Origin of the sequence: Vreelandella songnenensis (assembly GCF_003002925.1) — a bacterium.
GTDB lineage: Bacteria > Pseudomonadota > Gammaproteobacteria > Pseudomonadales > Halomonadaceae > Vreelandella > Vreelandella songnenensis.
In genome coordinates, this window is record NZ_PVTK01000005.1 from 172,393 (window position 1) to 197,464 (window position 25,072).

Below are 25,072 nucleotides of genomic sequence, written 5' to 3' on the forward strand. Positions count from 1 at the left end.
GCCTTACTTCTTCTTGGCTTCTTTACGGCGGACCTGCTCGTCGCCGTACCGAACACCCTTGCCTTTGTACGGCTCTGGCGGACGGAAGGCGCGGATTTCCGCGGCGCACTGACCGAGCTTCTGCTTGTCCGCGCTTTTCAGCACGATAGTGGTGTTCTTGGGCGTTTCCGCCACGACACCTTCAGGCAGTTCATAGTCGACCGGGTGCGAGAAGCCCAGTGAAAGATTGAGCGTCTGGCCCTTAGCTTGGGCACGATAACCGACGCCAACAATTTCGAGAGTCTTTGTGAAACCCTCGGATACGCCCGTCACCAGGTTCTGAACCAAGGCGCGGGTAGTACCGGCCATTGCCCAGCTCTTGGCAGTTTCGCTCGGGGCGAAGGTCAGCTGGCCGTCTTCCTGACCAATCACCACGTCCTGGTGAATGGGCATTGACAGCGTGCCCTGGCCGCCTTTGGCGGTCAGCTGGCCAGCGTCGATTTTAACGTCGACACCAGCAGGCACTTTAACCGGATATTTCGCTATGCGGGACATTCCAGCCTCCTAGAATACGGTGCAGATGACTTCGCCACCGACACCCGCCTGGCGCGCGGCACGATCGGTCATGACACCATTGGATGTGGTGACAATCGCGATACCCAGGCCGTCGGCAACCTTAGGCAGGTTGTCCTTGCCTTTGTACTGACGCAAAGACGGCTTGGAAACCCGCTGAATGTGCTCAATAACCGGCTTGCCCTCAAAGTACTTGAGAGTCACAGTCAGTGAAGGCTTGACACCTTCAGCCACTGCGAAGTCGGCAATGTAACCTTCTTCCTTTAGCACGCGGGCCACTTCCACTTTCAGCTTGGAAGACGGCATGACTGCCGTCTCCTTGGTGGCCATCTGCGCATTGCGGATACGGGTACACATATCCGCCAGAGTGTCTTGCATGCTCATTTAATGTGCGCTCCTGATGATTCTACGTGGCGTTACCAGCTGGACTTTTTCAGACCAGGGACGTCGCCACGCATGGCGGCTTCACGCAGCTTGTTACGGCCGAGACCGAACTTGTTGTAAAAACCGTGCGGACGACCGGTAATACGGCAGCGGTTACGCTGACGCACCGGGCTTGAGTCGCGCGGCAGTTGCTGCAGCTTCAGCGTCGCCTCGAAGCGCTCTTCCTCGGACGTGTTAACGTCCGAGATGATTGCCTTGAGCTCAGTACGCTTGGCCGCATACTTCTCGACCAGCTGCGTACGCTTGAGCTCACGCTCTATCATACTTTTCTTAGCCATGATCCAACCCTTATTTCTTGAACGGGAAGTTCAGCGCCGCTAGCAGCGCGCGACCTTCCTCGTCGGTGTTGGCGGTAGTAGTGATAGTGACGTCCAACCCACGGATACGATCGATCTTATCATACTCGATCTCCGGGAAGATGATCTGCTCACGCACACCCATGGAGTAGTTGCCGCGACCGTCAAAAGACTTCGGGTTAAGACCACGGAAGTCACGCACGCGTGGAATCGCGATGTTCACCAGACGGTCAAGGAAGTCCCACATGCGCTCAGCGCGCAGTGTTACCTTGATACCGATCGGCCAACCTTCACGCACCTTGAAGCCCGCGATGGACTTACGTGCTTTGGTCACCAGCGGCTTTTGACCGGAGAGTTTCTCCAGGTCGCCGATGGCATTGTCGATCAGCTTTTTATCACTAACCGCTTCGCCGATACCCATGTTCAGAGTCACTTTCGTGATCCGGGGTACCTGCATAACGTTGGCGTAGCTGAACTGCTCTTTGAGTTGAGCCACCACCTCGTTTTGATAACGTTCTTTCAAGTTCGCCATTGTGCTACCCGACTCGCGTTAGGCGTCGATCTGCGTCTGCGTCGACTTGTAGATACGTACCTTGGTACCGTCTTCCTTAACTTGGAAGCCGACGCGATCCGCCTTACCGGTCTCCGAATTGAAGATGGCTACGTTGGACGCGTGAATCGGAGCCTCACGCTCGACGATACCGCCCTGATTTCCCGCCATGGGATTCGGCTTGGTGTGACGTTTAATCATGTTCACACCGGACACCAGGAAGCGGTTTTCCATTACCCGCTTAACGGTGCCACGTTTGCCTTTATCCTTCCCGGCGATGACGATGACTTCATCGTCACGTTTGATCTTTTGCATATCCGCCTCGCTCCTTACAGCACTTCAGGCGCTAGGGAAATGATCTTCATGAACTTCTCATTACGAAGTTCACGAGTTACCGGCCCGAAGATACGCGTGCCGATCGGCTGTTCGTTGGTGTTATTCAACAAAACCGCCGCATTTCCATCGAAACGGATCAGCGAACCGTCACTACGACGGACGCCACTACGGGTGCGAACGACTACCGCTTTCAAGACTTGGCCTTTTTTGACCTTGCCACGCGGGATAGCCTCTTTCACCGTTACCTTAATGACGTCACCAACGCGGGCGTAGCGACGGTGTGAACCGCCTAGCACCTTGATGCATTGCACCCGGCGCGCTCCGCTGTTGTCGGCGACATCCAGCATTGTCTGAGTCTGAATCATCGGTTTTCTCCAAACCTAATCTGACTGCACTGGTCGGCAGACTTTAGGTATTAACCCTTAGCCTGCTCAACCACCTCGACCAGCGTCCAGGCTTTCTTCTTGGAAAGCGGACGGCACTCCTGAATGGAAACCGTATCGCCTGCCTTAGCCTGGTTCGCCTCATCATGGGCGTGCAGCTTGGTGGAGCGCTTGACGTATTTTCCGTAGATCGGGTGACGTTCACGACGCTCGATCATAACGACGATGGATTTATCCATCTTGTCGCTCACCACCTTGCCGGTGAGCGTACGGGTTTTTTTCTCTTCGGCCATCTCAATCACCTGCCTTCTCGTTGAGCATAGTCTTAACGCGGGCGATATCCCGACGGACCTGCTTGAGCAGATGAGTCTGGCTCAGTTGGCCAGTGGCCTTCTGCATGCGCAGGTTAAACTGCTCGCGGAGTAGCTCGAGGAGCTGCTCTTTAAGCTCTCCTGCGGACTTTTCACGAATTTCCTGTGCTTTCATCACATCACCGTCCGTTTCGCAAAGGTGGTGGACAAGGGCATCTTCTGTGCGGCCAGTTCAAATGCTTCACGGGCCAGCTCTTCGGATACGCCTTCAATTTCGTACAGGACCCGACCCGGTTGGATCTGGGCTACCCAGTACTCAACAGAACCTTTACCTTTACCCATACGAACTTCGAGCGGCTTCTTGGAAATCGGCTTGTCAGGGAAAACGCGGATCCAGATTTTACCGCCACGCTTGACGTGACGTGTGATCGCACGACGGCCGGCTTCGATCTGACGCGCAGTGATGCGGCCGCGACCGGTAGCTTTCAGACCGTATTCCCCGAAGCTGATCTTGCTTCCGCGATGCGCCAGGCCACGGTTGCGGCCTTTCATCATCTTGCGGAATTTCATACGCTTGGGCTGTAACATCGACTCGCTCTCCCTTACCTGGAACCTTTCTTCTTGGGCGCGTTGCCGGCAGGCTGCTGTTGCTTAGCCTTGGCACGTACTTCCTCGATACCGCCGAGGATTTCGCCCTTGAAGATCCACACTTTGACGCCGATAACGCCGTAGGTGGTGTGAGCCTCGAAGGTGGCGTAGTCGATATCAGCACGCAGGGTATGCAGCGGAACGCGACCTTCGCGGTACCATTCGGTACGAGCGATTTCAGCACCACCAAGACGACCTGACAGCTGAATCTTGATGCCGCCAGCGCCAAGACGCATTGCGTTCTGTACCGCGCGCTTCATCGCACGACGGAACATTACGCGACGCTCAAGCTGACCTGCAACGTTGGCTGCAACCAGCTTGGCATCCAGCTCCGGCTTGCGAACTTCTTCGATGTTCACATGAACCGGGACGCCCATCATTTCGGTGAGATCGCGACGCAGACGGTCGACATCTTCACCTTTTTTACCAATCACGATACCCGGACGGGCAGTGTGAATGGTGATGCGGGCATTGTTAGCCGGACGCTCGATGTGAATGCGGCTTACGGAAGCGCTTTTCAGACGCTCTTCCAGGAAGCTGCGCACTTCGAGATCGTTATTGAGCTTATCGGCATAGGCGCCGCGCTCGGCATACCAGACAGAAGCATGGTCTTTGACGATGCCCAGTCGAATGCCTGTTGGATTGACTTTCTGACCCATCTGGTCGACTCCTACTTCTCGGCTACCTTGACGGTGATGTGGCAGGTGCGCTTCAAGATACGATCCGCACGGCCTTTGGCGCGCGGCTTGATACGCTTGAGCGTCATGCCCTCATCGACGCAGATGGTCGAGACACGCAGCTCGTCGATGTCCATGCCGTTGTTTTCTTCCGCATTCGCGATGGCGGACTGAAGCACTTTCTTGACCAGTTTGGCAGCCTTCTTCGGTGAGAAGGTCAGCAGGTCAATAGCTTCGGCGACCGGTTTACCGCGCACCTGGTCAGCCACCAAACGGGCCTTCTGTGCGGATAAAGCAGCGCCACTCAGCTTAGCTGTGACTTCCATCTCTTAATCCTCTCTGGCTTACCGTTTGGCTTTCTTGTCCGCTGCATGCCCGCGGTATGTGCGGGTAGCTGCGAATTCGCCAAGTTTATGGCCCACCATTTCCTCGGAGACGTGCACCGGGACATGCTGGCGTCCGTTATGGACTGCGATGGTCAGACCTACCATGTTGGGCAGGATCATCGAACGACGCGACCAGGTCTTGATCGGTTTGCGATCGTTCTTCTCCACTGCAGCCTCTACCTTCTTCAAAAGATGAAGGTCAATGAAGGGACCTTTCTTTAGTGAACGTGGCACAGCCGTTACCTCTTAATGTCTTGGCAATTTCGATTAACGCGTCTTGTTACGACGACGGATAATCAGCTTGTCGGTGCGCTTGTTCTTACGCGTCTTGTGACCCTTGGTCGGTACGCCCCATGGGGATACCGGGTGACGACCACCACTGGTGCGGCCTTCACCACCACCGTGCGGGTGGTCTACCGGGTTCATCGCGACACCGCGAACAGTCGGACGCACGCCTCTCCAGCGCTTCGCACCGGCCTTGCCAAGTTGACGCAGGCTGTGCTCGGAGTTGCTCACTTCGCCCAGAGTCGCGCGGCACTCGGCCAGCACTTTACGCATTTCGCCAGAGCGAAGACGCAAGGTGGCGTAGTTACCTTCACGAGCGACCAGCTGAGCGCTAGTACCGGCACTGCGAGCAATCTGCGCGCCTTTGCCCGGCTTCAGTTCGATACCGTGAACGGTAGAACCAAGCGGCACATTGCGCAGCGGCAAGGCATTGCCTTTCTTGATCGGCGCGTTGACACCAGATTCCAGCACGTCACCCGCGCTGACACCTTTCGGTGCAATGATGTAACGACGCTCGCCATCTGCATATTTCAGCAGCGCGATGTGCGCACTACGGTTCGGATCGTGTTCCAGGCGCTCAACGGTGGCCGGAATGCCATCCTTGGTGCGCTTGAAGTCGATCAGACGGTAGTGATGACGGTGACCACCGCCCACGTGGCGGGTGGTGATGCGACCGTAGTTGTTACGGCCACCGGACTTGGACTGTTTTTCCAAAAGCGGTGCATACGCACGGCCCTTGTACAGCTCCTCGCCAACGATCTTGACGACGTGGCGACGACCGGCGGAAGTGGGTTTGGTCTTGACGATTGCCATTTTCCGTACTCCTGCCCTTATTCGGCGCCAGAGAAGTCTTCGAGCGTTTCACCCGCAGCCAGGGTCACATACGCTTTGCGGTAACCCTTACGCTGGCCAACGCCGTGTGCAGTACGTTTGGTTTTACCCTTCATGTTCAGTACCTGAACATTACCGACCTTCTTGCCGAACAGTGCTTCAACGGCCTTCTTGATCTCGGGCTTGGTAGCATCAGTTGCCACCTTGAAAACGTACTGGTTGCGCTCTGCAGCTGACGCGGCCTTTTCGGTCACGTGCGGTCCAAGCAGAACCTTGAATACGCGTTCCTGGTTCATGCCAGCTTCTCCTCGAATTTACGCAGGGCGGAGACGGTAACCAGGACCTTATCAAAGGCAACCAGGCTTACCGGGTCAGCTGCCGCGACATCCACCACGTCAACGTGGGGAAGGTTGCGTGCGGCAAGATAGAGCTTCTCGTCGACTTCTTCAGTGACGATCAACACTTTTTCAAGGTTGAGCTCTTTCAGCTTGGCAGCTACCTGCTTGGTCTTGGGCGCTTCGACGTTGAACTCTTCAATCGCGACCAAGCGCTCTTGACGTACGAGTTCAGACAGGATGGAGCGCATCGCCGCGCGGTACATCTTGCGGTTAACCTTCTGGGTGTAGTCTTGCGGACGAGCCGCGAAGGTTACGCCGCCGCTGCGCCACAGCGGAGAGCGGATGGTGCCGGCACGTGCACGACCGGTACCCTTCTGACGCCACGGCTTCTTACCACCACCACGTACGTCGGAACGGCTCTTTTGAGCGCGAGTGCCCTGACGGCCAGCTGCCAGATAGGCAGTGACAACCTGGTGAACTAGCGCTTCGTTGAATTCTTTGCCAAAAGTGGCGTCGGCTACTTCAACGGTACCCGTGCCTGCAGCAAGATTCAGATTCATTGGTAATTATCCCCTTCAGCCAGCTTTCACGGCGCTGCGAACGATAACGTCGCTACCCGGTGCTCCCGGTACGGCGCCCTTGATCAGCAGCAGGTTACGCTCGGCGTCAACACGGACGATCTCAAGGCTTTGAACGGTGCAGCGGACGTTGCCCATCTGACCGGCCATTTTCTTGCCTTTAAATACGCGACCTGGTGTTTGACACATGCCGATAGAACCCGGCGCGCGATGCGACAGGGAGTTACCATGGCTGTTGTCTTGGGTACGGAAGTTCCAGCGCTTAACAGCACCCTGGAAGCCTTTACCCTTAGAGGTGCCGGTCACGTCGATCATTTGACCAGCTTCAAAGAGGGATACGGTGAGTTCGCCACCCACTTCAGGAGCTTCCTCACCTTCTGCAAGGCGGAATTCCATCAGCGAACGACCAGCCTCAACACCCGCCTTGGCAAACTGACCAGCTTGCGCTTTGGAGAGGTGCTTGGCTTTACGAGAACCTGTGGTGATCTGAATCGCTGCGTAGCCGTCAGACTCAATGGTCTTAACGCGCGTAACACGATTAGGATCAACTTCAATAACGGTCACGGGCACGGATGCGCCATCTTCGGTAAAGACACGGGTCATCCCGGCCTTTTTACCGACTAAACCGATAGTCATACTCAGTCTCCTATAGTGTACGGGGCTATCACCCGCTATGGCTGCCCTTTCCAGAGCATTCCACTAGCACATTGTGTGGCGCCTCACGGCGCGGCGGCTGCTGATCGTGCTAACTCGCTAGTGCGAGCGACGAACGCTGGGCCGCAAGTGTCTAGTGTGATTAGTCGAGCTTGATTTGCACGTCTACGCCGGCGGCGAGATCGAGCTTCATCAGCGCATCAACAGTTTTCTCAGTCGGCTCAACGATGTCGAGCACACGCTTGTGCGTACGAATCTCATACTGATCACGCGCATCCTTGTTGACGTGCGGTGAAATCAGAATGGTATAGCGCTCGCGGTTGGTCGGCAGCGGAATCGGCCCACGAACCTGAGCACCAGTACGCTTAGCGGTTTCAACAATCTCCGCTGTGGACTGATCGATCAGGCGATGGTCGAACGCTTTCAACCGAATGCGAATCTTTTGGTTCTGCATTTGCCCTAAACTCCAATGGATGTCGACGGCGCGAGCCGTCTACCCACGCATTCAAAGGATGCGCATTATAGGCACGCCAAAAGCCCATGTCAAACATTTGCTATTGGTGCGCAGAAAAGGGGGCTCCCAGGAGCCCCCTTTCTCATTCAAGTAAAATAATTACTGAACGATTTTGGCCACAACACCAGCACCAACGGTACGGCCGCCTTCGCGAATCGCGAAGCGCAGACCTTCATCCATGGCGATCGGAGCGATCAGAGTAACAACCATTTGCACGTTGTCACCCGGCATGACCATTTCAACACCTTCCGGCAGTTCACAAGTACCTGTTACGTCAGTGGTACGGAAGTAGAACTGCGGACGGTAGCCCTTGAAGAAAGGCGTGTGACGACCACCTTCTTCTTTGGACAGTACGTAAACTTCTGCTTCGAAGGTAGTGTGCGGTTTGATGGTGCCCGGCTTGGCCAGAACCTGACCACGCTCGACGTCATCACGCTTGGTACCACGCAGCAGGGCGCCAACGTTCTCACCTGCACGACCTTCGTCGAGCAGCTTACGGAACATTTCAACACCGGTAACGATGGTTTTGGAAGTGTCGCGGATACCCACGATCTCTACTTCCTCACCCGCTTTCACGATGCCGCGCTCTACACGACCGGTAACAACAGTACCACGGCCAGAGATAGAGAATACGTCTTCGATCGGCATCAGGAACGGCTGGTCGATAGCACGCTCCGGCTCAGGGATGTACTCATCCAGAGCTTTGATCAGGTTAGCTACCGCAGTAGTACCCATGCCGTTCTCGTCTTCACCGTTCAGTGCCATCAGGGCAGAACCAGTGATGATCGGCGTGTCGTCGCCCGGGAAGTCGTACTGGTCGAGGAGTTCACGAACTTCCATCTCTACCAGTTCGAGCAGCTCTTCGTCATCAACCATGTCCGCCTTGTTCAGGAACACAACGATGAACGGTACGCCAACCTGACGAGACAGCAGGATGTGCTCGCGAGTCTGCGGCATCGGGCCATCAGCGGCAGAACATACCAGGATCGCGCCGTCCATCTGAGCAGCACCGGTGATCATGTTCTTGACGTAGTCAGCGTGTCCCGGGCAGTCAACGTGCGCGTAGTGACGCTCTTCAGACTGGTATTCAACGTGCGAAGTCGCGATGGTGATACCACGCTCACGCTCTTCAGGAGCGTTATCGATAGTATCGAATTCACGCCAGTCGCCGCCGAAAACTTCAGCAGACACGCGGGTCAGGGCCGCAGTCAGGGTCGTTTTACCGTGGTCGACGTGACCGATGGTGCCGACGTTGACGTGCGGTTTGGAACGTTCGAATTTTTCCTTAGCCACTGCTATAACCTCTTTACGTTAGCTAACGGTTAACCGTTTTGATTGATGACGGCTTCAACGACGCTGGAGGGCGCCTCCTCGTACTTCGCGAACTCCATGGAGTAGCTCGCACGGCCCTGGGTTTGTGAGCGCAGGTCGGTTGCATAACCGAACATCTCACCCAGTGGCACCGTTGCACGAATGACTTTACCAGCAGATGAGTCATCCATGCCCTGCACCAGACCGCGACGACGGCTCAGATCGCCCATGACGTCACCCATAAACTCTTCGGGAGTCACGATTTCGACCTTCATCACCGGCTCCAGCAGCACGGCCTTGGCCTTCCTGGCACCTTCTTTTACTGCCATAGAAGAAGCAATCTTGAACGCAGTCTCGTTAGAGTCCACGTCGTGGAAAGAGCCATCAAACAGCGTCACTTTAACGTCGATCATCGGGTAACCCGCGATGACACCGTTTTTGAGCTGCTCGTAAGCACCTTTCTCGACCGCAGGAACGTATTCCTTCGGAACCGTACCACCTACGATCTCAGAGTTGAACTTGAAGAAGATTTCGTCTTCGCCTTCACCCTTGTCTGCAGCAGTCAGCGGCTCGATACGCAGCCAAACGTGACCGTACTGACCACGACCACCGGACTGACGTACAAACTTGCCTTCCTGCTCAACGTTGCCACGAATGGTTTCGCGGTACGCTACCTGCGGCTTACCGATGTTGGCCTCAACCTTGAACTCGCGACGCATACGGTCAACGATGATGTCCAGGTGAAGCTCACCCATACCAGAAATGATCGTCTGGCCGGTCTCTTCGTCGGTCTTGACCTGGAAGGAGGGATCTTCCTGAGCAAGTTTGCCCAGTGCAACGCCCATCTTCTCCTGGTCAGCCTTGGATTTCGGCTCAACGGCTACCGAAATAACCGGATCCGGGAATTCCATGCGCTCGAGAACGATCTTGTTGTCGATATCGCACAGGGTGTCACCGGTGGTAACGTCTTTCAGGCCGATACAAGCCGCGATGTCGCCGGCCAGTACTTCCTTGATCTCTTCACGAGAGTTGGCGTGCATCTGAACGATACGACCAACGCGCTCTTTCTTCTGCTTGACGGAGTTGTACACGCCGTCGCCAGATTTCAGAACGCCCGAGTAGACGCGGATAAAGGTCAGCGTACCAACGAAGGGGTCGGTGGCGATCTTGAACGCCAACGCCGCAAAAGGCTGGTTGTCGTCGGCTTCACGAGTCGCGATAGTGCCGTCTTTATCGTCCAGCTCGCCTTCGATCGCTTTAACTTCGGTCGGAGACGGCATGTACTCGATAACACCGTCGAGAACCGCCTGAACACCCTTGTTCTTGAACGCAGAACCACAGGTGACCAGAACGATATCGTTAGCCAGCGTACGCGCGCGCAGACCCGCCTTGATTTCTTCGACGGTCAGCTCACCTTCTTCAAGGTACTTTTCCATCAGCTCGTCAGAGCCTTCAGCAGCCGCTTCGACCATCTCTTCACGATATTTCTCGGCTGTTTCTTGCAGCTCAGCCGGGATATCGATCAATTCGAAGTTCATGCCCAGGCTTTCTTCGTCCCACAAGATAGCCTTCATCTCGATCAGGTCGACGACGCCTTTGAAATCTTCTTCCGTACCCCAGTTGATCTGGATCGGCACGGCATTCGCACCCAGGCGATCTTTCAACTGGTCGACGACCATGAAGAAGTCAGCACCGGTACGGTCCATCTTGTTGACGAAGACCATGCGCGGTACTTCGTACTTGTTGGCCTGACGCCATACGGTTTCGGTCTGCGGCTGAACGCCGGAGGAACCGCACAGTACAACGACCGCGCCATCGAGCACACGCAGCGAACGTTCAACTTCGATAGTGAAGTCAACGTGCCCAGGGGTATCGATGATGTTGATGCGGTGCTCGTCGAACTGCTTGGCCATGCCCTGCCAGAAACAGGTAGTCGCAGCCGAGGTGATAGTGATACCACGCTCCTGCTCCTGCTCCATCCAGTCCATGGTCGCAGCGCCGTCGTGTACTTCACCTACCTTGTGAGAAAGGCCGGTGTAGAACAGTACACGCTCGGTCGTCGTGGTTTTACCCGCGTCGACGTGCGCTACGATACCAATGTTGCGATAACGCTTAAGTGGTGTCTTGCGTGCCACGGTGAAACTCCCGTTAGTTGGCGATGCTCGTTAATTTAGCAAGCGGTGAAAGTGAGCCTTACGCCACCGCCGCCATCACAGCATGATAGCGGCGGGGTGTTGCAACAAAGCGACTCGACTTACCACTTTCAACGACGCCGTGCTGAAACAACGTGCATATATAAACGCGAACCTTGCAGACGCTATGTTTAAAAGCGTCATGCTTGGAAGCGACGCACTTAGAAACGACGCCTTTAGAAACGATAGTGCGAGAAAGCCTTGTTGGCTTCGGCCATACGATGCACGTCTTCGCGCTTCTTAACGGCAGAACCTTTGCCTTCAGCGGCATCCAGCATTTCACCTGCCAGACGCTGAACCATCGTTTTCTCACCGCGACGACGCGCCGCGTCTACCAGCCAGCGCATAGCGAGCGCTTGACGGCGAGACGGACGAACTTCAACCGGCACCTGATAGGTCGCACCACCAACGCGGCGCGACTTGACTTCGACCATCGGCTGGATGGTTTCCAGCGCCTTGTCGAAGATTTCCAGCGGCTCTTCTTTACTACGCTCGGCAACCTTGTCCAACGCACCGTAAACGATGCGCTCAGCTATGGACTTCTTGCCGCTGACCATCAGGTGGTTCATGAACTTCGCCAGACGCTCACTTCCGAACTTGGGATCCGGCAGGATTTCGCGCTTAGCTACAACTCTTCTTCTAGGCATGATAAGCCCTCAATTAAGGATCCTTCAGGTAAACCCGGGACTCACGCTAGGCATTCGGCGCTTGGCGCCGCCCGACCTTACTCTTATCAGACCGTCATATATTCGTGTTAAAGGTAACAGACGGAAATGCAGTACCGCCTCAAGCAGCCTTGACGCCCTGGACTCAGGACTTCGGCTTCTTGGTACCGTACTTGGAACGACCCTGCTTACGGTTCTGTACGCCAGAGGTGTCCAAGGCGCCACGAACGGTGTGATAACGCACACCTGGCAAATCCTTTACACGACCGCCGCGAATCAGAACAACGGAGTGTTCCTGCAGGTTGTGACCTTCACCACCGATGTAAGAAGAGACTTCGAAACCGTTGGTCAGGCGCACACGGCAAACCTTACGCAGGGCCGAGTTCGGCTTCTTGGGGGTAGTGGTGTATACGCGCGTACATACGCCGCGTTTTTGCGGACAAGCTTGCAGCGCAGGCACGTCACTCTTGGTGACGGGGCGCTTGCGCGGCTTGCGCACTAGCTGATTAATCGTTGCCATGGTGTTTAGCTGACTCCAATGGTTGCCTGGCCTTTCAACAAATACGGGCAGCGGATGCGGGCGCACCCACCCCACTGTTAAAGGCTGCGCATTCTAAAGGCTGACCCTAGGCGGCGTCAAGTCCTGCCGGCGGTTTAACCGGCAAGGACATGACGCCTCCAGAGACAGATACTTATTTTACTACTCGGTTTTAGAGCTCGTCGTCAGTATCAAGTGCTGTCAACTGGGCTCCAAGCTCCTGCTCTACCTCGGTCGCCGAGGGATTGAACAGACGCTCGACGTCTTCGCGCTTGCGACGACGTTCTGCGTGGTGAGTCAGACCGGTACCTGCCGGAATCAGACGTCCAACTACCACGTTTTCTTTCAGGCCGCGCAGATAATCGCGCTTGCCGGTCACCGCCGCTTCGGTCAGTACTCGCGTGGTCTCCTGGAAGGAGGCCGCGGAGATGAACGACTCGGTCGCCAGGCTCGCCTTGGTAATACCCAGCAGCAGACGCTGATACTTCGCCGGGAACTTACCCTCTTTCTCGAGACGGGCATTCTGTTCCAGCACACGAACAAGCTCAGCCTGGTCGCCGGTGATGAAGTCAGAATCACCCGAATCGGTAATTTCAACCTTGCGCAGCATCTGACGCACGATCACTTCGATGTGCTTGTCGTTGATGCCTACGCCTTGCAGACGATAAACGTCCTGTACTTCGGCCGTAATGTACTTGGCAAGTTCCGCCACGCCCAGAAGACGCAGAATATCGTGCGGGTTGCTAGGACCATCGGAGATGACCTCGCCCTTCTCGACGCTTTCACCTTCGAACACGGCAATCTGACGCCATTTCGGAATCAGCGCCTCGAACGGATCACCAGACTCCGGGGTAATCGTCAGACGACGCTTGCCCTTGGTCTCTTTACCGAAGCTCACCACACCGCTGATTTCAGCCAGAATGGAGGACTCTTTCGGCTTACGCGCTTCGAACAGGTCGGCAACGCGGGGTAGACCACCGGTGATGTCCTTGTTACCCGAGGCTTCAACCGGGATACGGGCAACGACTTCACCCACACCGATGGTTGAGCCATCGTCGACCGAGATGATCGAGTTACCCGGCAGCAAGTACTGTACCGGCGTGTTCGAGCCGGAAACCGACACGTACTCGCCTGCGGCATCCTGAAGCATGACCATCGGGCGCTTGTCGCGGCCAGCCATCGGGCGTGCTGCGGACTCGATAACTTCGATAGAGGAAAGGCCGGTCATCTCATCGACTGAGCGGTGCATGGTGACACCCTCGTCAAGATCGAGGAACTGCGCTTTACCTTCTACTTCGGCAATGATCGGGTGAGTGTGCGGATCCCATTTGGCGACCATCGCACCGGCATCGACCACATCGCCGTCACGCACGGACAGCTCGGCGCCGTAAGGCAGCTTGTAGTATTCGCGCTCACGACCGTGATCGTCAGCAACCGCCAAGGCGCTTGAACGCGATACCACCACCAGCTTGCCGTCGGCACGCTCTACGTGCTTGATATTGTGCAGACGAACCTTGCCGCCGTGCTTGACCTGTACGCTATCTACCGCGGATGAACGCGATGCCGCGCCACCGATGTGGAAGGTACGCATGGTCAGCTGGGTACCCGGCTCACCGATGGACTGTGCGGCGATAACACCGACAGATTCACCGATATTGACCTGGTGGCCACGGGCAAGGTCACGTCCGTAACAGGACGAACACACGCCGTGCGGCGTATCACAGGTGATGGTCGAGCGTACGATGATCTCATCCACACCCATGGTGTCGAGCTCGGCACACCACTTCTCGTCGAGCAGGGTGTTACGCGGAATCAACACTTCTTCGGTGCCCGGATCGACAACGTCTACCGCTACGACACGACCCAGTACGCGCTGGGACAGCGGCACGATGATGTCGCCACCCTCGATGATCGGGTGCAGCGTCAGGCCGTTTTCAGTACCACAGTCGACCTCGGTAATCACCAGATCCTGGGCCACGTCGACCAGACGGCGGGTCAGGTAACCGGAGTTGGCCGTTTTCAGGGCCGTATCCGCCAGACCTTTACGGGCACCGTGGGTCGAGATGAAGTACTGAAGTACGTTCAGACCTTCACGGAAGTTGGCGACGATGGGCGTCTCGATGATCGAGCCATCAGGCTTGGCCATCAGGCCACGCATACCGGCCAGCTGACGGATCTGGGCGGCAGAACCACGCGCACCGGAGTCGGCCATGATGAAGACGCTGTTGAACGAATCCTGCTCAACCTCGTTGCCATCGCGGTCGATGACGGTCTCTTTCGAGATACCCACCATCATCGCCTTGGCAACTTTATCGTTGGCCTTGGACCAGATATCGATAACCTTGTTGTACTTCTCGCCGGCCGTTACCAGGCCAGATGAGAACTGGTCTTCGATCTCTTTGACTTCGGCTTCCGCTGCATCAACGATTTCAGTCTTGGCATCCGGGATAACGAAGTCGTTGACGCCGATCGAGGCGCCGGACCAGGTCGCCAGGCGGAAACCGGTGTACATAAGCTGGTCAGCGAAGATGACCGTCGGCTTGAGACCGGAGCGGCGATACACTTCGTTGATCAGGCCGGAAATCGCCTTCTTCTTCATCGGCTGGTCGATCAGCGCAAAGGGCACGCCTTCGGGCAGAATGCGGAACAGCAGCGCACGGCCAACCGTGGTTTCGTACAGACGGCGATGGAATGACTTCTCGCCGGTCTCTTCTTCAATATCGATCTCGTCCAGGCGCACCTTGACGCGGGCGTGCAGCGATACCGACTGGGTACCGAAGGCGCGCTCAACCTCGTTGAGGTCGGAGAACACCATGCCTTCGCCCTTGGCGTTGATCTTTTCGCGGGTCATGTAGTAAAGACCCAGAACAACGTCCTGCGACGGTACGATGATCGGCTCGCCGTTGGCCGGCGACAGCACGTTGTTGGTCGCCATCATCAGCGCACGGGCTTCGAGCTGGGCTTCCAGGGTCAGCGGTACGTGTACCGCCATCTGGTCACCGTCAAAGTCGGCGTTGTAGGCCGCACACACCAGCGGGTGCAGCTGGATCGCCTTGCCTTCGATCAAAAGCGGCTCGAACGCCTGGATACCCAGACGGTGAAGCGTCGGCGCGCGGTTCAAGAGTACCGGGTGTTCGCGGATGACATCAGCCAGGATGTCCCACACTTCCGGAAGCTCGCGCTCGACCATCTTCTTCGCGGCCTTGATCGTGGACGCATGGCCCAGCGACTGAAGCTTGGAGTAGATGAACGGCTTGAACAGCTCGAGCGCCATTTTCTTCGGCAGACCGCACTGGTGCAGACGCAGGGTCGGACCCACGGTGATGACCGAACGGCCGGAGTAATCGACACGCTTGCCCAACAAGTTCTGACGGAAACGACCCTGCTTACCCTTGATCATGTCGGCAAGGGATTTCAGCGGACGCTTGTTGGAACCCGTGATCGCACGGCCACGACGGCCGTTATCCAGCAGCGCGTCGACCGCTTCCTGAAGCATACGCTTCTCGTTGCGCACGATGATGTCCGGCGCGTTCAGGTCGAGAAGACGCTTCAGGCGGTTGTTACGGTTGATCACGCGACGGTAAAGGTCGTTGAGATCCGAGGTCGCGAAGCGGCCACCGTCCAGCGGTACCAGCGGACGCAGATCCGGCGGCAGCACGGGCAGCACTTCCATGACCATCCACGCCGGCGCATTGCCGGAGTGGTAGAACGCTTCCAGAAGCTTCAAACGCTTGGAAAGCTTCTTGATCTTGGTTTCAGAGTTGGTCTGCGGAATCTCTTCACGCAGCGTGTTGATCTCTTCTTCCAGATCGATGTCTTTGAGCAGTTCCTGCACGGCTTCGGCGCCCATGCGGGCATCGAAGTCGTCGCCGAACTCTTCAAGGGCTTCGAAGTACTGCTCATCGTTCAACAGCTGGCCGCGCTCAAGCGTGGTCATGCCCGGGTCGATCACCACGAAGCTCTCGAAGTACAGCACGCGCTCGATATCACGCAGGGTCATATCGAGGAACATGCCGATACGCGACGGCAGTGACTTCAGAAACCAGATGTGAGCAACCGGTGACGCCAGTTCGATATGGCCCATGCGCTCACGGCGCACGGCAGCCTTGGTCACTTCGACGCCACACTTCTCACAGATGATGCCGCGATGCTTCATGCGCTTGTACTTGCCGCACAAGCACTCGTAATCCTTTACCGGACCAAAGATCTTGGCACAGAACAGGCCATCCCGCTCCGGCTTGAAGGTACGGTAGTTGATGGTCTCAGGCTTCTTCACCTCGCCGAAAGACCAGGAGCGAATCATGTCCGGCGACGCCAGAGTAATCTTGATCGCGTCAAACTCTTCGGACTGAGATTGCGATTTGAGTACTTTCACCAAATCTTTCATATGACGGCTCCTAGCTCTCTAACTCGATATCGATGCCCAGCGAGCGGATTTCCTTCACGAGTACGTTGAAGGATTCCGGCATGCCCGCCTGCATGGTGTGGTCGCCATCCACGATGTTTTTGTACATCTTGGTGCGGCCTTCGACGTCATCCGATTTGACGGTGAGCATCTCCTGCAGGGTGTAGGCTGCGCCATAGGCTTCCAGCGCCCACACTTCCATCTCACCAAAGCGCTGACCACCGAACTGCGCCTTACCACCCAAGGGCTGCTGGGTAACCAGCGAGTAAGAACCGGTAGAACGTGCGTGCATCTTGTCGTCTACCAGGTGGTTCAGTTTCAGCATGTACATGTAACCCACGGTTACCGGGCGATCGAATGCATCACCGGTACGGCCGTCGTACAGCGCCATCTGGCCCGACTCAGGAATGTCCGCAAGCTTCAGCAGGTGTTTGATCTCGTGCTCTTTGGCACCATCAAATACCGGCGTTGCCATGGGCACACCGCCTTTCAGGTTCTTGGCCAGTGCGATGACTTCGTCGTCACTCAGCGAATCCAGGTCTTCAGCGCGGGCGCCCGGCGTGTTGTACACCTGACCCAGGAAGTCGCGAATCTCGGCAACCTGCTGGCCACGCGCATCACGCAGCATGGCGTCGATCTTGACACCCAGACCGCGCGCCGCCATACCCAGGTGGGTTTCCAGAATCTGACCGACGTTCATGCGCGACGGTACACCCAGCGGGTTGAGCACGACGTCGACCGGCTCGCCCTTCTCGTCAAACGGCATGTCTTCGATCGGCATGATCGCGGAGATAACACCCTTGTTACCGTGACGACCGGCCATCTTGTCGCCGGGCTGGATGCGACGCTTGACCGCCATGTAGACCTTGACGATCTTCAGCACGCCCGGTGCGAGATCATCGCCCTGGGTCAGCTTGCGCTTCTTGTCTTCGAAGCGCTCGTCCATCTCTTTACGGCGGTTTTCCAGCTGTTCGTCAGCCTGAGCCAGAAGCTCGTTGTAGGACTCATCCTGCATGCGCAGTTTGAACCACTGCTGACGCGGCAGCTCTTCAAGGTACTCTTCGTCGAGCACATCGCCTTTCTTGAGTTTCGGACCACCGTTGACCGGCTGACCATCCAGCGTACGCTTCAGACGCTCGAAGGTGGCGTCTTCGGCAATACGGTAGGTTTCCTGCAGATCCTTGCGCACTTCATCGAGCTGCATCTGCTCGATGGAAAGCGCACGGGAGTCTTTTTCGACGCCGTCACGGGTGAAGACCTGAACGTCGATGACCGTACCTTTCATGCCGGTGGGGGCACGCAGGGAGGTATCTTTAACGTCGGAGGCCTTCTCACCGAAGATCGCACGCAGCAGCTTCTCTTCCGGCGTCAGCTGGGTTTCACCCTTCGGCGTCACCTTGCCGACCAGGATGTCGCCCGGGCCCACTTCGGCGCCGATGTAGACAACGCCCGCCTCGTCCAGCTTGCCAAGCGCCGACTCGCCGACGTTGGGAATGTCCGAGGTGATCTCTTCCGGCCCCAGCTTGGTGTCGCGCGACACACAGGTCAGTTCCTGGATGTGAATCGTGGTGAAACGGTCTTCCTGAACCACCCGCTCGGACAGCAGGATGGAGTCCTCGAAGTTGTAGCCGTTCCAGGGCATGAACGCGATACGCATGTTCTGACCGAGTGCCAGGTCACCCATGTCGACCGACGGGCCGTCGGCGAGGATGTCGCCACGTGCCACGCTGTCACCCGGACGCACGATGGGGCGCTGGTTCATGCAGGTGTTCTGGTTCGAACGCGTGTACTTGGTCAGGTTGTAGATATCAACGCCGGCTTCACCGCCGATGATTTCATCTTCATTGACCCGTACGACGACACGACGCGCATCGACGGAATCGATCACACCGCCACGGCGCGCTACGGCACAAACGCCGGAGTCGCGTGCAACGAAACGCTCCATACCGGTACCCACGAGCGGCTTGTCGGCGCGCAGAGTGGGAACGGCCTGACGCTGCATGTTCGCACCCATTAGGGCGCGGTTGGCATCATCGTGCTCAAGGAACGGGATCAGGGCCGCGGCCACCGATACAACCTGACGCGGGGACACGTCCATCAGCGTCACTTGCTCAGGACGCATGAAGGTAGTCTCGCCGCGGTGACGCACCTGAACCAGGTCATCACTGAGCTTGTTGGACTCGTCAACCGCCGCCGACGCCTGGGCGATAACGAAATCACCCTCTTCGATCGCTGACAGGTGAACGATATCGTCCGTCACCTGACCCGCGTTCACCTTACGGTACGGCGTCTCGAGGAAACCGTAGCTGTTGGTGTGGCTGTAGGTGGCCAGCGAGTTGATCAGACCGATGTTCGGACCTTCCGGCGTCTCGATCGGGCACAGACGACCGTAGTGCGTGGCGTGTACGTCACGTACTTCGAAGCCTGCACGCTCACGGGTCAGACCACCCGGGCCGAGTGCAGACACACGACGCTTGTGGGTAACTTCCGAAAGCGGGTTGTTCTGGTCCATGAACTGTGAAAGCTGGCTTGAACCGAAGAACTCTTTCACCGCCGCCGCGACCGGCTTGGCGTTGATCAGATCCTGCGGCATCAGGCCTTCGCTTTCCGCCATGGACAGACGCTCTTTCACCGCACGCTCGACACGTACCAGACCCACGCGGAACTGGTTTTCGGCCATCTCGCCGACACAGCGGATACGGCGGTTGCCCAGGTGATCGATATCGTCAACGTCACCAAAGCCGTTACGGATATTGATCAGCTCGCGCAGTACATCCAGGATGTCCTTGCGGTCCAGCACGCCGGAGCCGGTGTCGGAATCGCGACGCAGGCGGCGGTTGAACTTCATGCGGCCGACACCGGAAAGATCGTAGCGGTCTTCGGTGAAGAACAGGTTGTGGAACAGCGTTTCAGCCGCTTCCTTGGTGGGCGGCTCGCCAGGACGCATCATGCGGTAGATTTCAACGAGCGCCTCGAGCTGCGAACCGGTGGTATCGAGCTTCAGGGTGTCGGAAATGAACGAGCCGCAATCCAGGTCGTTGGTGTAGAGCGTTTCGATCAGGGTGATACCACCCTGGGCCATGCGCTCCAGCACTTCAGGCGTAATTTCGGTATTGCAGGGGCAGATCAGCTCGCCAGTCTTGGTGTCGATCTGATCCTTGGCCAGCGTCTTGCCGAACAGGTACTCCATCGGTACTTCCAGGCGCTCAAGGCCGGCTTTTTCAAGCTGACGAATGTGCTTCTGGGTAATACGACGGCCCTCTTCCACAATGATCTCGCCGTTACCGTCTTTAATATCGAAGGTAGCGGTTTCACCGCGCAGGCGCGAAGGCACCAGCTCCACGGAGAAGCCGGACTTCTCGATGTGGAACACGCTGGTGTCGAAGAACTCGTTGAGGATTTCTTCAGCGCTCATGCCAAGCGCGCGCATCAGTACCGAGGCCGGCAGTTTGCGGCGACGGTCGATACGTACGAACACGTTGTCTTTCGGGTCGAACTCGAAGTCGAGCCAGGAACCACGGTAAGGAATCACGCGCGCTGAATAGAGCAGCTTGCCTGATGAGTGGCTCTTGCCTTTGTCGTGATCGAAGAACACACCGGGCGAGCGGTGGAGCTGGGAAACGATAACCCGCTCAGTACCGTTGATAACAAAGGTACCGTTCTCAGTCATCAGGGGGATTTCCCCCATGTAGACTTCTTGCTCTTTAATATCCTTGATTGCCTTGTTCGAGGAATCGCGATCGTAGATGATCAAGCGAACCTTGACGCGCAGCGGGGCGGAATAGGTCACGCCGCGCAGCTGACACTCCTTAACATCGAACGCCGGCGTGCCAAAGCGATAGCTGACGTACTCAAGTGCTGCGTTACCGGAGAAGCTCTCAATCGGGAACACGGACTTGAACGCCGCATGCAGGCCAACTTCGTGACGCTCGTCAGGCGAACGATCTTGCTGGAGAAAGTCGTAATAGGAATCAAGCTGGATGGCCAGCAAGTAAGGCACATCCATCACTTGGGGCAGTTTGCCGAAATCCTTGCGGATGCGTTTTTTCTCAGTATATGAGTAAGCCATCTGTATTCCCCAGCTTGTTCACCATGGGTGACCGATGCGTGGTCATCGCTGCCCTGCGCGGGCGTGTCAGACGCAGACAGCAAGCTCCTAAGTCGGTAGCTCGCCGTCGAAAATCTTGATCGATAACAGTGTTACAACAACGGTATTACTGTGCTTCTGCAACAACCTTATGGTTGTAACAGAAAAAGGCCGGCAGCGGGATATGCCCGCCGCCAGCCGTGGAAGCTTACGCAGCGCGTAAAGCCGTCAGCACAAGAATTACTTGAGCTCGACGGTTGCGCCCGCTTCTTCCAGCTTCGCTTTAGCTGCTTCAGCGTCGTCCTTGGACATCGCTTCTTTGATGGTCGCCGGAGCGCCGTCAACGGCACCCTTGGCTTCTTTCAGGCCAAGACCGGTGATTTCGCGAACCGCTTTGATGACGTTAACTTTCTTGTCACCAGCAGATGCCAGAACCAGGTCGAATTCGGTCTGCTCTTCTGCAGCAGCTTCGCCGCCAGCAGCCGGGCCAGCCATAACAGCTGCAGCAGCTGATACGCCGAATTTCTCTTCCATCGCTTCGATCAGCTCGACAACTTCCATTACTGACATGTCGGCTACAGCATTGATGATATCGTCTTTAGACAGTGCCATTTTTCATTCCTAACTTTGCGGGAGTCTCGGTCGGCCGAGAACTCAGGATTCATTGCTCGGTTCAGGCAGCGAGCTGCAACAACAGTTCACGCCGCCTGCAAAAAGATCTGCTTACGCAGCTTCTTCTTGCTTCTGGTCGCGCAGGGCGGCCAGAGTACGAACCAGCTTGCCAGCGGAGGCTTCTTTCATTACCGACATCAACTTGGCAATAGCTTCGTTGTAAGTCGGCAGGGTTGCCAGACGGTCGATGTCAGCAGCCGGGATCAGTTCGCCTTCGTAGGCCAACGCCTTCACTTCGAAGTTCTGCTCGGTTTTAGCAAAATCCTTGAACAAACGAGCGGCAGCGCCCGGATGGTCAGTAGAGAAAGCCAACAGAGTCGGACCAACAAAGCTCTCGTTCAGACACTCCCACTGAGTGCCCTCGAGGGCGCGGCGAGCCAGAGTGTTGCGAACAACACGCAGCTCTACACCATTCTCACGTGCCTGCTTGCGCAGATCGGTCATTTTACCGACCGTTACACCGCGAGAATCGGCAACTACGACGGAGAGTGCGCCCTTGGCCGCTTCACTGACCTCGGCAACAATCGCTTTCTTGCCTTCAAGTGCTAGTGGCACAGTGATCACTCCTTCGTGCCGGAACCGTTAAGGGCTCCGGAGGTTACCATCTCTTTCAGGCCTGATATAACCGGCGCTGAAAGCCTTGGGGGATGGTGCTCACCAGAAAGCAGTGTCAGCTAAAAGCTTCAACCAACTGGCGGCCACACCATCTGCGCAGGCGCTCTAGGCAATTAAGCCGCGCTGACATGTAGACATACGGCGCGGCACCTGCGGTCTTTGACGGTGCTCTGGCAGGCTTACCTCACCAGAGGACCGCAAAGTTCTTGCTCGGTTCTTACTAGAAACTGACGACGTTCTGCTTATACAAATGCAGAGTGGTCGATAGTCAGACCTGGGCCCATGGTAGTGGACAGGGTGACTTTCTTAAAGTAAATACCTTTGGAAGAGCTCGGCTTGAGACGCTTCAGGTCTGCAACCAGCGCTTCCAGGTTACCCTGAACGGACGCCGCATCGAACGTCACTTTACCCAGCGTAGTGTGGATAATGCCGTTCTTGTCAGTACGGAAACGTACCTGACCCGCTTTGGCGTTCTTGACGGCCGTGGCAACGTCAGGCGTTACAGTGCCGACTTTCGGGTTAGGCATCAGGCCGCGCGGACCCAGGATCTGACCCAGCTGACCCACAACGCGCATGGCGTCGGGTGAAGCGATAACGACGTCAAAATCCATCACGCCTTTTTTCACTTGCTCAGCCAGTTCGTCCATACCCACGATGTCAGCGCCGGCTTCTTTAGCCGCTTCAGCGTTGGCGCCCTGAGTGAAGACTGCTACACGAACGTCTTTACCGGTGCCGTTAGGCATGACGGTAGCGCCACGTACAACCTGGTCGGATTTACGCGGGTCAACGCCAAGGTTGATCGCAACGTCAACAGACTCGTTGAATTTGACGGTAGACAGCTCAGAGAGCAGCGCAACCGCTTCTTCCAGAGAGTAGGACTTGTTGGCGTCTACTTTTTCGCGAATCACTTTCGCGCGCTTGGACAGTTTAGCCATGATCAGAGACCCTCCACGTTAAGGCCCATGCTACGAGCGCTGCCTGCGATAGTACGTACGGCGGCGTCGAGATCGGAAGCCGTCAGATCAGGTTCTTTGGTCTTGGCGATCTCTTCAAGCTGCTCGCGAGACACGGTGCCGACCTTCTTCTTGTTCGGCTCACCAGAACCAGACTTGATGCCAGCGGCTTTTTTCAGCAGCACGGCAGCAGGCGGCGTCTTGGTGACGAACGTGAAGCTACGGTCAGAGTAGACAGTGATCACGACAGGCGTCGGCAGGCCCGGCTCAATGTCTTGAGTCGCGGCGTTGAACGCTTTACAGAATTCCATGATGTTCACGCCGTGCTGACCCAGCGCTGGGCCTACGGGCGGACTTGGATTGGCTTTACCTGCAGCTACCTGCAGCTTGATGTAAGCCTGGACTTTCTTGGCCATGGTAATTACTCCATTTGGGTACTAGCGCCTTGCGGCTCCCCGGGACTAACGAGACAGCCAATGGCTGCCTCTTGCGAATTTTCGACTGCGAGACCTATCGGCTTGCAAGCTTACTCTTTTTCAACCTGAGAAAACTCGAGCTCGACAGGGGTTGCACGCCCAAAGATCAACACGCTGACCTGCAAACGGCTCTTGTCGTAGTTGACTTCCTCGACCACGCCGTTGAAATCAGCAAACGGGCCATCCACCACGCGCACCGACTGGCCTGGCTCGAACATGGTCTTGGGCCGCGGCTTGTCGGTACCGTCTTTCACGCGACGCAAGATAGCGTCGGCTTCACGAGACGTGATCGGTGCCGGTTTCTCTTTGGTGCCGCCAATGAAGCCCATGACGCGCGGGGTTTCATTGACGAGGTGCCATGTTTCGTCGGCCATTTCCATCTCGACCAGTACATAGCCGGGATAGAATTTGCGCTCGCTCTTGCGGCGCTTGCCGTCGCGCATCTCAACGACTTCTTCCGTCGGCACCAGAATCTCGCCAAAGCGATCTTCCATGCCGTGCATTTTCACACGCTCGATAAGTGAGCGCATGACATGCTTTTCGAAGCCGGAATAGGCGTGAACGACGTACCAACGTTTGGACATGAAAGCTCCTAACCAATGACGCCGGACATTGCCCAGCCAAGAAGAGTATCAATCAACCACAGCATCAAACCCACCACGAGAACAGCCACCAGAACAATCGCGGTGGTTTGAATCGTTTCGGGACGGGTCGGCCATACAACGCGCTGAATCTCTTTCTTGGCGCTAACGGCCAGCTCCATCAAGCTGCGACCTTTGGCAGTGGTGAGTGCGATCAGACCTGCAAGCGCACATAACACCACCACGCCCAGAACGCGGTAGAGCAGACCAATATCGGTGAAATAGGTATTACCTACGACAGCAACGACAAGCAGCGCTATAACCGCCGCCCACTTGAGCCCGTCATGGCGCGTCTGTTGCACCTCGGCGCCATGTTTTACAGAACTCGGCTTCATAAAAACGAGACTCCTCAGGGTGCAGCGAGCGACTATGGAATTCTTTAAATACATACCAACCTGGGGAAGGTTGGCAGGCCAGGAGGGAATCGAACCCCCAACCTGCGGTTTTGGAGACCGCTGCTCTGCCAATTGAGCTACTGGCCTGTATCATCGCGTGCCCGGGCATTTAGCCAAGCCCAAGCAACAGCGGGCGCCATGGTAGCGGAGAAGTAACCGCCTGACAACCCTTTTTTGCAGATTAAGCGTGCAGTATGCACCACCTAATCACAGAGACAAAAAAAGCGAGCTTGGCTCGCTTTCTTCGCAATATGGAGCTCATGGACGGAATTGAACCGTCGACCTCACCCTTACCAAGGGTGTGCTCTACCCCTGAGCTACATGAGCATAAACACATCA

General features: G+C 56.6%; 29 protein-coding genes and 2 tRNA genes. All 31 read right to left on the reverse strand.

Going from position 1 to position 25,072, the window contains the following annotated elements; all coding sequences use genetic code 11:
• Positions 1-3 precede the first annotated feature (3 nt).
• Complete coding sequence (gene rplF, locus B0H98_RS10210; RefSeq protein ID WP_106374959.1) at positions 4-534, reverse strand: 50S ribosomal protein L6; 531 nt, start codon at positions 532-534, stop codon at positions 4-6.
• Positions 535-543: 9 nt separating this feature from the next.
• Entirely contained in the window at positions 544-936 is a 393-nt protein-coding gene (gene rpsH / locus B0H98_RS10215) for a 30S ribosomal protein S8 (RefSeq protein ID WP_106374960.1), read from the reverse strand.
• 32 nt (positions 937-968) lie between these two features.
• Complete coding sequence (rpsN, locus tag B0H98_RS10220) at positions 969-1,274, reverse strand: 30S ribosomal protein S14 (protein WP_106374961.1); 306 nt, start codon at positions 1,272-1,274, stop codon at positions 969-971.
• Between the two features lie 10 nt (positions 1,275-1,284).
• A complete protein-coding gene (gene rplE, locus B0H98_RS10225; protein ID WP_106374962.1) occupies positions 1,285-1,824 on the reverse strand; it encodes a 50S ribosomal protein L5 in 540 nt (179 codons plus the stop codon).
• Between the two features lie 18 nt (positions 1,825-1,842).
• A complete protein-coding gene (rplX, locus tag B0H98_RS10230) occupies positions 1,843-2,157 on the reverse strand; it encodes a 50S ribosomal protein L24 (RefSeq protein WP_106374963.1) in 315 nt (104 codons plus the stop codon).
• A 14-nt stretch (positions 2,158-2,171) separates the two neighbouring features.
• Positions 2,172-2,543, reverse strand: coding sequence for a 50S ribosomal protein L14 (gene rplN, locus B0H98_RS10235; protein ID WP_009723896.1), 372 nt, complete (start codon positions 2,541-2,543; stop codon positions 2,172-2,174).
• Positions 2,544-2,593: 50 nt separating this feature from the next.
• On the reverse strand, positions 2,594-2,854 hold the full coding sequence (gene rpsQ, locus B0H98_RS10240; protein ID WP_009723897.1) for a 30S ribosomal protein S17: 261 nt from the start codon (positions 2,852-2,854) through the stop codon (positions 2,594-2,596).
• Position 2,855: 1 nt separating this feature from the next.
• Positions 2,856-3,047: a 50S ribosomal protein L29 gene (gene rpmC / locus B0H98_RS10245; protein ID WP_018917730.1), complete on the reverse strand. Its 192-nt coding sequence runs from the start codon at positions 3,045-3,047 to the stop codon at positions 2,856-2,858.
• Positions 3,047-3,460, reverse strand: coding sequence for a 50S ribosomal protein L16 (gene rplP, locus B0H98_RS10250; protein ID WP_007112000.1), 414 nt, complete (start codon positions 3,458-3,460; stop codon positions 3,047-3,049). The genes rpmC and rplP overlap by 1 nt, the downstream gene beginning before the upstream one ends.
• Positions 3,461-3,474: 14 nt before the next feature.
• Positions 3,475-4,179, reverse strand: coding sequence for a 30S ribosomal protein S3 (rpsC, locus tag B0H98_RS10255; RefSeq protein ID WP_106374964.1), 705 nt, complete (start codon positions 4,177-4,179; stop codon positions 3,475-3,477).
• An 11-nt stretch (positions 4,180-4,190) separates the two neighbouring features.
• Positions 4,191-4,523 (reverse strand): 50S ribosomal protein L22, encoded by a 333-nt coding sequence (rplV, locus tag B0H98_RS10260; RefSeq protein WP_009723900.1) that lies wholly within the window; start codon positions 4,521-4,523, stop codon positions 4,191-4,193.
• A gap of 18 nt (positions 4,524-4,541) precedes the next feature.
• Complete coding sequence (rpsS, locus tag B0H98_RS10265; protein ID WP_009098993.1) at positions 4,542-4,817, reverse strand: 30S ribosomal protein S19; 276 nt, start codon at positions 4,815-4,817, stop codon at positions 4,542-4,544.
• 33 nt (positions 4,818-4,850) lie between these two features.
• A complete protein-coding gene (rplB, locus tag B0H98_RS10270) occupies positions 4,851-5,681 on the reverse strand; it encodes a 50S ribosomal protein L2 (RefSeq protein ID WP_106374965.1) in 831 nt (276 codons plus the stop codon).
• Positions 5,682-5,698: 17 nt separating this feature from the next.
• Positions 5,699-5,995, reverse strand: coding sequence for a 50S ribosomal protein L23 (rplW, locus tag B0H98_RS10275; RefSeq protein WP_106374966.1), 297 nt, complete (start codon positions 5,993-5,995; stop codon positions 5,699-5,701).
• Positions 5,992-6,597: a 50S ribosomal protein L4 gene (rplD, locus tag B0H98_RS10280; protein WP_106374967.1), complete on the reverse strand. Its 606-nt coding sequence runs from the start codon at positions 6,595-6,597 to the stop codon at positions 5,992-5,994. Before rplD ends, rplW begins: the two co-directional genes overlap by 4 nt.
• A gap of 15 nt (positions 6,598-6,612) precedes the next feature.
• Positions 6,613-7,251, reverse strand: a complete 639-nt coding sequence (gene rplC / locus B0H98_RS10285; protein ID WP_106374968.1) for a 50S ribosomal protein L3 — start codon at positions 7,249-7,251, stop codon at positions 6,613-6,615.
• 160 nt (positions 7,252-7,411) lie between these two features.
• Positions 7,412-7,723 carry a 30S ribosomal protein S10 gene (rpsJ, locus tag B0H98_RS10290; RefSeq protein ID WP_009098983.1) on the reverse strand — a complete coding sequence of 104 codons (312 nt, stop codon included), beginning with the start codon at positions 7,721-7,723 and terminating at the stop codon, positions 7,412-7,414.
• A gap of 159 nt (positions 7,724-7,882) precedes the next feature.
• The gene (gene tuf / locus B0H98_RS10295; RefSeq protein ID WP_106374969.1) at positions 7,883-9,076 is read right to left on the reverse strand and encodes an elongation factor Tu; all 1,194 of its coding nucleotides are present in this window, start codon (positions 9,074-9,076) and stop codon (positions 7,883-7,885) included.
• 29 nt (positions 9,077-9,105) lie between these two features.
• Positions 9,106-11,229: an elongation factor G gene (gene fusA / locus B0H98_RS10300; RefSeq protein ID WP_106374970.1), complete on the reverse strand. Its 2,124-nt coding sequence runs from the start codon at positions 11,227-11,229 to the stop codon at positions 9,106-9,108.
• Between the two features lie 233 nt (positions 11,230-11,462).
• Positions 11,463-11,933, reverse strand: coding sequence for a 30S ribosomal protein S7 (rpsG, locus tag B0H98_RS10305; RefSeq protein WP_106374971.1), 471 nt, complete (start codon positions 11,931-11,933; stop codon positions 11,463-11,465).
• Between the two features lie 163 nt (positions 11,934-12,096).
• Complete coding sequence (gene rpsL / locus B0H98_RS10310; RefSeq protein ID WP_106374972.1) at positions 12,097-12,471, reverse strand: 30S ribosomal protein S12; 375 nt, start codon at positions 12,469-12,471, stop codon at positions 12,097-12,099.
• A 190-nt stretch (positions 12,472-12,661) separates the two neighbouring features.
• A complete protein-coding gene (gene rpoC, locus B0H98_RS10315; RefSeq protein ID WP_106374973.1) occupies positions 12,662-16,876 on the reverse strand; it encodes a DNA-directed RNA polymerase subunit beta' in 4,215 nt (1,404 codons plus the stop codon).
• A gap of 10 nt (positions 16,877-16,886) precedes the next feature.
• A complete protein-coding gene (rpoB, locus tag B0H98_RS10320) occupies positions 16,887-20,963 on the reverse strand; it encodes a DNA-directed RNA polymerase subunit beta (protein ID WP_106374974.1) in 4,077 nt (1,358 codons plus the stop codon).
• Between the two features lie 258 nt (positions 20,964-21,221).
• Positions 21,222-21,593, reverse strand: a complete 372-nt coding sequence (gene rplL, locus B0H98_RS10325; protein WP_106374975.1) for a 50S ribosomal protein L7/L12 — start codon at positions 21,591-21,593, stop codon at positions 21,222-21,224.
• 111 nt (positions 21,594-21,704) lie between these two features.
• Positions 21,705-22,208: a 50S ribosomal protein L10 gene (gene rplJ, locus B0H98_RS10330; protein WP_106374976.1), complete on the reverse strand. Its 504-nt coding sequence runs from the start codon at positions 22,206-22,208 to the stop codon at positions 21,705-21,707.
• A 302-nt stretch (positions 22,209-22,510) separates the two neighbouring features.
• Positions 22,511-23,203 (reverse strand): 50S ribosomal protein L1, encoded by a 693-nt coding sequence (rplA, locus tag B0H98_RS10335; protein WP_106374977.1) that lies wholly within the window; start codon positions 23,201-23,203, stop codon positions 22,511-22,513.
• A gap of 2 nt (positions 23,204-23,205) precedes the next feature.
• Complete coding sequence (gene rplK / locus B0H98_RS10340) at positions 23,206-23,637, reverse strand: 50S ribosomal protein L11 (protein ID WP_106374978.1); 432 nt, start codon at positions 23,635-23,637, stop codon at positions 23,206-23,208.
• A gap of 110 nt (positions 23,638-23,747) precedes the next feature.
• Positions 23,748-24,281 carry a transcription termination/antitermination protein NusG gene (gene nusG / locus B0H98_RS10345; RefSeq protein WP_106374979.1) on the reverse strand — a complete coding sequence of 178 codons (534 nt, stop codon included), beginning with the start codon at positions 24,279-24,281 and terminating at the stop codon, positions 23,748-23,750.
• Positions 24,282-24,289: 8 nt separating this feature from the next.
• Positions 24,290-24,673, reverse strand: a complete 384-nt coding sequence (secE, locus tag B0H98_RS10350; protein ID WP_167392672.1) for a preprotein translocase subunit SecE — start codon at positions 24,671-24,673, stop codon at positions 24,290-24,292.
• A gap of 71 nt (positions 24,674-24,744) precedes the next feature.
• Positions 24,745-24,820: transfer RNA gene (locus B0H98_RS10355), tRNA-Trp, on the reverse strand.
• A 165-nt stretch (positions 24,821-24,985) separates the two neighbouring features.
• Positions 24,986-25,060, reverse strand: a tRNA-Thr gene (locus tag B0H98_RS10360).
• Positions 25,061-25,072: the final 12 nt, after the last annotated feature.

Bases quoted from the DNA above. Each gene is read 5' to 3' on its own strand.
- rplC (WP_106374968.1), bottom strand. From the start codon at position 7,251: ATGACTATCGGTTTAGTCGGTAAAAAGGCCGGGATGACCCGTGTCTTT.
- rplN (WP_009723896.1), bottom strand. From the start codon at position 2,543: ATGATTCAGACTCAGACAATGCTGGATGTCGCCGACAACAGCGGAGCG.
- secE (WP_167392672.1), bottom strand. From the start codon at position 24,673: ATGAAGCCGAGTTCTGTAAAACATGGCGCCGAGGTGCAACAGACGCGC.
- rplL (WP_106374975.1), bottom strand. From the start codon at position 21,593: ATGGCACTGTCTAAAGACGATATCATCAATGCTGTAGCCGACATGTCA.
- rplF (WP_106374959.1), bottom strand. From the start codon at position 534: ATGTCCCGCATAGCGAAATATCCGGTTAAAGTGCCTGCTGGTGTCGAC.
- rpsG (WP_106374971.1), bottom strand. From the start codon at position 11,933: ATGCCTAGAAGAAGAGTTGTAGCTAAGCGCGAAATCCTGCCGGATCCC.
- rplP (WP_007112000.1), bottom strand. From the start codon at position 3,460: ATGTTACAGCCCAAGCGTATGAAATTCCGCAAGATGATGAAAGGCCGC.
- rplV (WP_009723900.1), bottom strand. From the start codon at position 4,523: ATGGAAGTCACAGCTAAGCTGAGTGGCGCTGCTTTATCCGCACAGAAG.
- rplX (WP_106374963.1), bottom strand. From the start codon at position 2,157: ATGCAAAAGATCAAACGTGACGATGAAGTCATCGTCATCGCCGGGAAG.
- rplK (WP_106374978.1), bottom strand. From the start codon at position 23,637: ATGGCCAAGAAAGTCCAGGCTTACATCAAGCTGCAGGTAGCTGCAGGT.
- rpoC (WP_106374973.1), bottom strand. From the start codon at position 16,876: ATGAAAGATTTGGTGAAAGTACTCAAATCGCAATCTCAGTCCGAAGAG.
- rplD (WP_106374967.1), bottom strand. From the start codon at position 6,597: ATGAATCTGAATCTTGCTGCAGGCACGGGTACCGTTGAAGTAGCCGAC.
- rpsJ (WP_009098983.1), bottom strand. From the start codon at position 7,723: ATGCAGAACCAAAAGATTCGCATTCGGTTGAAAGCGTTCGACCATCGC.
- rpsQ (WP_009723897.1), bottom strand. From the start codon at position 2,854: ATGGCCGAAGAGAAAAAAACCCGTACGCTCACCGGCAAGGTGGTGAGC.
- rplW (WP_106374966.1), bottom strand. From the start codon at position 5,995: ATGAACCAGGAACGCGTATTCAAGGTTCTGCTTGGACCGCACGTGACC.
- rplB (WP_106374965.1), bottom strand. From the start codon at position 5,681: ATGGCAATCGTCAAGACCAAACCCACTTCCGCCGGTCGTCGCCACGTC.
- rplE (WP_106374962.1), bottom strand. From the start codon at position 1,824: ATGGCGAACTTGAAAGAACGTTATCAAAACGAGGTGGTGGCTCAACTC.
- nusG (WP_106374979.1), bottom strand. From the start codon at position 24,281: ATGTCCAAACGTTGGTACGTCGTTCACGCCTATTCCGGCTTCGAAAAG.
- rpsL (WP_106374972.1), bottom strand. From the start codon at position 12,471: ATGGCAACGATTAATCAGCTAGTGCGCAAGCCGCGCAAGCGCCCCGTC.
- rpsN (WP_106374961.1), bottom strand. From the start codon at position 1,274: ATGGCTAAGAAAAGTATGATAGAGCGTGAGCTCAAGCGTACGCAGCTG.
- rpsH (WP_106374960.1), bottom strand. From the start codon at position 936: ATGAGCATGCAAGACACTCTGGCGGATATGTGTACCCGTATCCGCAAT.
- rpsC (WP_106374964.1), bottom strand. From the start codon at position 4,179: ATGGGTCAGAAAGTCAATCCAACAGGCATTCGACTGGGCATCGTCAAA.
- rpoB (WP_106374974.1), bottom strand. From the start codon at position 20,963: ATGGCTTACTCATATACTGAGAAAAAACGCATCCGCAAGGATTTCGGC.
- rplA (WP_106374977.1), bottom strand. From the start codon at position 23,203: ATGGCTAAACTGTCCAAGCGCGCGAAAGTGATTCGCGAAAAAGTAGAC.
- rpmC (WP_018917730.1), bottom strand. From the start codon at position 3,047: ATGAAAGCACAGGAAATTCGTGAAAAGTCCGCAGGAGAGCTTAAAGAG.